The sequence below is a fragment of the Paraburkholderia sp. SIMBA_030 genome, assembly GCF_046535245.1.
In the GTDB taxonomy this organism is placed as follows: Bacteria; Pseudomonadota; Gammaproteobacteria; order Burkholderiales; family Burkholderiaceae; genus Paraburkholderia.
Window position 1 is genome coordinate 155,486 of the sequence record NZ_JAWRXB010000022.1, and the last position, 6,270, is coordinate 161,755.

Annotated in this window: 6 protein-coding genes; 3 read left to right on the plus strand and 3 right to left on the minus strand. The window is 60.0% G+C overall.

Annotated features, from left to right (window positions below):
* Positions 1–9 precede the first annotated feature (9 nt).
* Both SB772_RS31705 and SB772_RS31710 read left to right on the plus strand, forming a co-directional pair.
* A complete protein-coding gene (locus SB772_RS31705; RefSeq protein ID WP_410837093.1) occupies positions 10–792 on the plus strand; it encodes a 3-hydroxybutyrate dehydrogenase in 783 nt (260 codons plus the stop codon).
* Positions 793–802: 10 nt separating this feature from the next.
* Positions 803–2,080 (plus strand): DUF3734 domain-containing protein, encoded by a 1,278-nt coding sequence (locus tag SB772_RS31710; RefSeq protein WP_410837094.1) that lies wholly within the window; start codon positions 803–805, stop codon positions 2,078–2,080.
* A 107-nt stretch (positions 2,081–2,187) separates the two neighbouring features.
* Here SB772_RS31710 and SB772_RS31715 read toward each other — a convergent pair whose 3' ends face one another.
* Together SB772_RS31715 and SB772_RS31720 are read right to left on the minus strand one after the other, a co-directional pair.
* On the minus strand, positions 2,188–2,496 hold the full coding sequence (locus SB772_RS31715) for an acylphosphatase (RefSeq protein WP_410837095.1): 309 nt from the start codon (positions 2,494–2,496) through the stop codon (positions 2,188–2,190).
* A gap of 301 nt (positions 2,497–2,797) precedes the next feature.
* The gene (locus SB772_RS31720; RefSeq protein WP_410837096.1) at positions 2,798–3,007 is read right to left on the minus strand and encodes a hypothetical protein; all 210 of its coding nucleotides are present in this window, start codon (positions 3,005–3,007) and stop codon (positions 2,798–2,800) included.
* A 597-nt stretch (positions 3,008–3,604) separates the two neighbouring features.
* Here SB772_RS31720 and SB772_RS31725 point away from each other — a divergent pair.
* Complete coding sequence (locus SB772_RS31725; protein WP_410837097.1) at positions 3,605–4,162, plus strand: Uma2 family endonuclease; 558 nt, start codon at positions 3,605–3,607, stop codon at positions 4,160–4,162.
* 1,206 nt (positions 4,163–5,368) lie between these two features.
* Here SB772_RS31725 and SB772_RS31730 read toward each other — a convergent pair.
* Complete coding sequence (locus SB772_RS31730; RefSeq protein ID WP_410837098.1) at positions 5,369–6,166, minus strand: hypothetical protein; 798 nt, start codon at positions 6,164–6,166, stop codon at positions 5,369–5,371.
* Between the last annotated feature and the right edge of the window lie 104 nt (positions 6,167–6,270).

A 6,270-nucleotide genomic window follows, 5' to 3' on the forward strand; every position in this document is an offset into this window, starting at 1 on the left:
GAGCAACTTATGTCGTTGCAAGGAAAAGTCGCGCTCGTGACGGGCGCCGCAAGCGGTATCGGTGAACAATGCGCACGCAAACTGGCTTCGGACGGTGCGGCCGTCGTCATTGCTGACCTGAATCTGGCAAACGCGCAGCAGGTCGCGGACAGTATCGTCGCTGCAGGTGGGAAAGCACTTGCTGTTTCGATGGACGTCACAAGCGAAGAAGCGGTCAACGCAGGTATCGACGAAGCCGTCGGCAAGCTTGGCGGTATCGATGTGTTGGTGTCGAACGCGGGCATTCAGATAGTCAACCCGATTGAAGACTACGCATATTCCGACTGGAAGAAGATGCTTGCCATTCACCTGGATGGCGCATTTCTGACCACGAAGGCTGCTATCAGGCATATGTACGCGTCCGGAAAGGGAGGCGCCATCATCTACATGGGCTCGGTTCATTCACACGAAGCGTCGAAGCTGAAGTCGGCTTACGTCACCGCCAAGCACGGTCTGCTGGGTCTTGCGCGCGTGGTCGCGAAGGAAGGCGGTTCGCGCGGCGTGCGAGCGAATGTTGTATGTCCGGGCTTTGTCCGTACTCCATTGGTCGACAAGCAGATTCCGGAACAGGCGAAAGCGCTCGGTATCTCGGAAGCTCAGGTCGTTAAGGACGTGATGCTGAGGGAAACCGTCGACGGCGAATTTACTACCGTAGCCGACGTTGCCAGAACGGTCGCGTTCCTGGCAGGGTTTGAATCGGCAGCGCTGACCGGACAGTCGATTGTGGTCAGCCACGGTTGGTTCATGCAATGAGGGGCCGACGATGCGCCGCAGTCAACGCAATACATTAAAGCAACCGAATCATCTTGAGCTGCCTTCCTACGACGAAATCGGTTTGGTCCTCCAGGGTGGTGGCGCGTTAGGTTCCTATCAGGCTGGCGTCTATGAGGGGCTTGCAGAAGTGGGTGTTGAACCCACCTGGATTTCAGGCATTTCGATTGGCGCCTTGAATACAGCCATCATCGCCGGCAATGCACCAGAGGACCGCGTAGAGGCATTGCGTGGCTTCTGGAACACCATCTGTCAGCCAACGGACTTGCTGGGGCACGTTGGCGCTTTGGTCCCGGCAGCGTTTGGGTTTCCAAACGTTGGGCGCAAGTGGTCGAGCATGTGGGCTGCAGCTCGCGCTTTGACTGAAGGTCAAAAGGGCTTTTTCGCACCGCGCTTTTCCGTACCCATCGCCGGCGTGGCAAAGAAGCGGCCGCACGAGGTGAGCTATTACGATACGACGGCGTTGCGTGCGACGCTCGTCAAGTACGCCAATTTCGACCGTATTAACGACGGTGACGTTCGCGTCTCTGTCGGTGCGGTCAATGTTCGCACGGGTAATCTGGTGTACTTCGACAACACGCAGACTCGCCTTGAGCCGGAGCACTTTATGGCGTCTGGCGCGTTGCCGCCAGGTTTTCCAGCGGTAGAAATCGACGGAGAATATTACTGGGATGGAGGTCTGGTCTCAAATACGCCGCTTACGGAAATCGTTAGGGAATGCCAGCACAAGGATACGCTGGTCTTCCAGGTTGATCTGTGGAGCGCAGGAGGAACGCTGCCTGGCGATTTCCTTGATGTCGCCGAGCGGGCCAAGGATATTCAATACTCAAGCCGGACCCGCGCCATCACGGCCTTCGTGTCGCAGAGCCAGAAGCATGCTCGCCTGATTAAGGAACTGCTTGAACACATTCCGGAGAAAGTGCGGCGGACACACCCGCTAGTCCGGGCGGCACAGAAAGTCGCAGACGGCGGTGCGGTCAATGTCGTGCACCTTATCTACAAGAACAAGTTTTTTGAAGGTCATTACAAGGACTACGAGTTCAGCAACGACACCATGGGCGAACATTGGGCGAGCGGCCTTGAGGACATCCGCCGCTCGTTCGGTAACCCCGACTGGTTCGAGGTTCCAAGCCATGACCTTGGCTTCGTTACACACGATGTCCATCGCCATGAGGCTGGTCCGGCTCCAGTTTCCGATACATCCGAGCCCGCGCCGAAATCGTCGGAGTTAGTTGACGCGATGGCGAACGCGCCATCAGACGCCCACTAGAGTCGACAAATGAGCGTTACGGGTACACCTATCTCGACTGGTGTTTGCCTTGTTCGCGCGACGCTTACGCCAAGATGAAACATAGCGCGGCGAATCGCTTGTCCTCCTTACAGGGTGGGCAAGCGCTCGAAGATGTCAAAGCGAGGAAACGGTGGCTCCACCTCGGTTACTTGAAGCTCGTCGACCAGCGCAGCGGACATGCCTTCGCTTAGCCAGGCGCACATGGCCGTCAATTGCTCCGGTGAGCCCTGAAGTATCGCCTCGACCGAACCGTCGATGCGATTACGAACCCAGCCGGTGACGGCCAGCGCGTGGGCGCGGCGTACGCAGGCGTCCCGATAGCCGATTCCCTGCACGTCGCCACGTACGCGCACCAGCCGGGTTTCAAGCATCCCATCATTGTCGCCAGTTGCCATATGCGCGGTTCCGAAGAGCGTTGACGTACCTGGCTGTCGCCGATTGTTCGGAGAGTTTAGCGCAGGTCTTTGTCGGCGCCAGCGGTTCAGAGCGCGTGCGCTAAAAGCGGCGCGCTCGGGTGGGTCGGCGATGCTGGATGCCCGCGCTCGACGCGCATGTTACGGCGTCGGTCCGCTTTCTCTGCTAACCACTTTCGTTTATCGTGCCGCGCAGGCTGCCTGGCGCTCAAGGGCAAAATCAGCACGTCTGCTGATTCCGGTATCGATATACAAGCGGGCCATGCAACCAGGACGGCTTGCGCTATTGCGACTCGATAGCGTCGAGGCGCGCCTGCGCCGTCTCATCAGGATACTGACGCTGATACGCGTCGAACAGGTGCGAGCAGAGTCGCGCCAGTGCAGCAAGATGTACAGCCTGGTCCGCATGCTCTACCTCTCTTGCGTTCAGCAAGTCGTCGAGGACTGGAGCGAGACGGCGCAGTTGCCGGAAAGTGGCGTCGTCAAGTTTCATGTTGGACTTCCTGTCTTCAGCCGATACAGCTCATGCCGTACGGAACTGGTTCACGGCTTTCCTTATGCATCCCGTGTCACCGGAGTGACCCGTTGGCCACCCGAAGAAGCTTGTTGATGTCTTTACCCGGAAGGGACGCATAACACCCCGGGCAGGTACAGATAGCGCCGGCGCTCGCAGCGAAGGCTCGCGGCTTGCACGCCAAAAAGCGTTACGGCTTACCAAGGCTGGCGTCACCAAGGTCCGTATGTTTCGGGCTTAACAACCGTTCTGCGAGCGAGCGCATGGTGCTCGTGATGCACCCTGGCGGCCAATGTCTTGTTTGACATCGTAAAGCATCAGAACGAGAGGAGTGAATTGCGATATCCGTCACCTGCCACTGCGCTGCACAACAAATCTGCGAAACCACTTGAGCATTAGACCTTGATTGCCCGCGCTATAGGGATAAAGCGTGCCGGACGATACGGTCAATGCGAAAAAAACGTGTGCCGGATGTGGCGATTACCGTAGTTAAATTTGTGCAATGCACAAAAACAAAACAATTGTCAAGTCGCTCAGGGAGGGTTTACGCTTAGCTGACTTTCTCACGAGATGACTATGGCCACGCCTGCTCTTCTGGACCGCTACGAACTGCTCGCAGCCTGGCGTCGCCTCACGCCGAATACAGAATTTGTCGAGCATTACCGCTATGAGTTGGACGAACTTGGCGAGGCTGTTCTGAATCCTTCCCCGTCTGCCAGGCGCCAGATAGTGCTCACAGATGTCTACTGTCACCTGACCGAATACATGGGTCATCTCGCTGCAATGTCGGTGGCCGTTTTTACCCGGTCATTTGGCATCAGGGTCCCGGACGTCGTATGGATGCCGTGCGACAAGTGGGAAGGTTTCGATCGTGACGACCCGGTGCCATTCGTGCCCGACCTCTGTATCGAGGTGCTCCTCGATAGTGACAGAACCCGTGACATCGACCGGAGGGTCCAGGCCTACCTGGAAGGAGGGGCTGCCGAAGTCATTGTCATCGGCCAGCGTGGAGAGACTGAGTTCTGGGGTCGAAAGGGCCAGCGGCAAGCTTCGATTTTCGGGATAACACTTCAGCTTGACCACATGTACTTCGAGATTGGCGGCGTGGCCGCGGACCGTTCCGTTCGTTTCTGAGGGACGCTGAAGCCCAGAGCAGCCCAACCAGCTTCGACCTTAATTCAATCCCAGTGCTAAAGGCACCCACCGTGCGAGGGAAATCAAGCGGATAGTGCCAACGACGCCGGATGCCTCAACGAACTCCACGTGTCGAGTGATAGTGCCGCTTGCCGCATACCGTTCAGGCTGGAGGATAACGGCGCCATGTCCACTGCTATTGTTCCGGCTGAGCCGATGCTTAGCCGATATTAGAAGGAAGTTATTCGCTATCGCCGTGTTAGTCGCAAGCCATCCCCGGATTTGCATTATTTACGCGTCAAGTTTTTGGGCAGGTTCACCAATAGATCATTCTCTTCCATCTTTTACCAGTTCGACCCCCCGCCTCGCTTGGCGCAGATCCTGTCGGATCGTGTATGCCCATGCTATGTGCACGATTCCACAATTCAATTGGGTTCGGCCTAACAGGCACAGCGAATGCTATTTATCCATCGGTTCTGACAGTGTCTGTCACGAGCGTTTTCATCGCTCAAAGGCTCACGATAGAAAACCTGGTACACCGCTCGCATTGCCGTGGCGAAACCAGGGGCGAACACGCAGAACGGTCAAACGAAACCGCGCGCCGGCCGGTGCGTCACTTGCCAGGTGGTTCCGGCGGCTTCACACACCTGGTTCGGGATCCCGCGGCTCATTTCGATGAGCACTCCGCAAGGGGACGGCACATGAAAGTAGTGAATGGAAGGATCAGACGAAACGATCCGAAGCGTGTTGAAATGTTCAGACAGGCCGAGCTTGCGCATTCGGGTGCAGGTAGCCCCGATGCACACATCAAGGCCGCACTGCCTGCGCGGGGCAGACGCCTTGCGCTTTGGGTTGCGTCGGCAAGCGCATTGGCTGTCGGGGTCATGGGTATCGTCGCGTATGGCGATCGGTTCGACTATGATCAGGCGCTCGGGATCATCGGACCGACGTCGCCAGCGCGACTCACGTCTTGGTCCGGTCATGTCGCACTACCATCGTCGCCTCCCGCTCGCGGAACCGCGGTTGCCAGTGCTGAGCTCGCCCCGCCTGTGTCTTCTGCTCCGTCCGATCACGCTGGACCTACTCCGGATTCTGTTGCGCCGCAGTCGGTTACACGAGGGCCCGGTCAAGCAAGCTATGCCGCCACACAGAATCGCCGCCATTCGGCGCCGCACGTGAGAGCAATCGCGCGGCATGCGCCCGGGATCACCCGACCCACATCGCCAACGCAACAAGCGTCTTCGTCGGGTCATGTCGCGAGATCATCGTCACCTCCTGCCCGGGGAGCTGCAGTTGGCAGTGCTGAGCTCGCCCCACCTGTGTCTTTCGCTTCGCTCGATCACCGCGGTGCACCTTCTCCGAATTCTGCTTCACTGCAGCTGGCTGAAGGACAGCCTGCAGGCGGTCACGGCGGAGGCGGTTCGGGCACGGGCGGTTCAGGCGCAGGCGCGGGCGGTTCAGGCGCAGGCGGTTCGGGCGCGGGCGGTTCGGGTGCAGGCGCAGGCGGTCCGGGCGCAGGCGGTTCAGGCGCAGGCGGTTCGGGTGCAGGCGCAGGCGGTTCGGGCGCAGGCGGTTCAGGCGCAGGCGGTTCGGGTGCAGGCGCAGGCGCAGGCGGTTCGGGCGCGGGCGGTTCGGGTGCAGGCGCAGGCGGTTCGGGCGCAGGCGGTTCAGGCGCAGGCGCAGGCGGTTCGGGCGCAGGCGGTTCAGGCGCAGGCGGTTCGGGTGCAGGCGCAGGCGCAGGCGGTCACGGCGCAGGCGGTTCGGGCGCGGGCGGTTCGGGCGCAGGCGCAGGCGGTTCGGGCGCAGGCGCAGGCGGTTCGGGCGCGGGCGGTTCGGGTGCAGGCGCAGGCGGTTCGGGCGCAGGCGGTTCGGGTGCAGGCGCAGGCGGTCACGGCGCGGGCGGTTCAGGCGCGGGCGGTTCAGGCGCAGGCGGTTCGGGCGCAGGCGGTCACGGCGGGGGCGGTTCGGGCGCAGGCGGGAACGGCGGAGGCGGGAGCGGGTCAAGGTAATCGGCCGCCTTGTTTTCAGCCGCCCTTTCCATGAACCCTCCACATTCGGTCTTTTCAGGATGGCATAGCATCAGTGGTTGGGAGCGGAGCGAGTTGGCG

Bases quoted from the DNA above. Each gene is read 5' to 3' on its own strand.
- SB772_RS31725 (WP_410837097.1), top strand. From the start codon at position 3,605: ATGGCCACGCCTGCTCTTCTGGACCGCTACGAACTGCTCGCAGCCTGG.
- SB772_RS31705 (WP_410837093.1), top strand. From the start codon at position 10: ATGTCGTTGCAAGGAAAAGTCGCGCTCGTGACGGGCGCCGCAAGCGGT.
- SB772_RS31715 (WP_410837095.1), bottom strand. From the start codon at position 2,496: ATGGCAACTGGCGACAATGATGGGATGCTTGAAACCCGGCTGGTGCGC.
- SB772_RS31720 (WP_410837096.1), bottom strand. From the start codon at position 3,007: ATGAAACTTGACGACGCCACTTTCCGGCAACTGCGCCGTCTCGCTCCA.
- SB772_RS31710 (WP_410837094.1), top strand. From the start codon at position 803: ATGCGCCGCAGTCAACGCAATACATTAAAGCAACCGAATCATCTTGAG.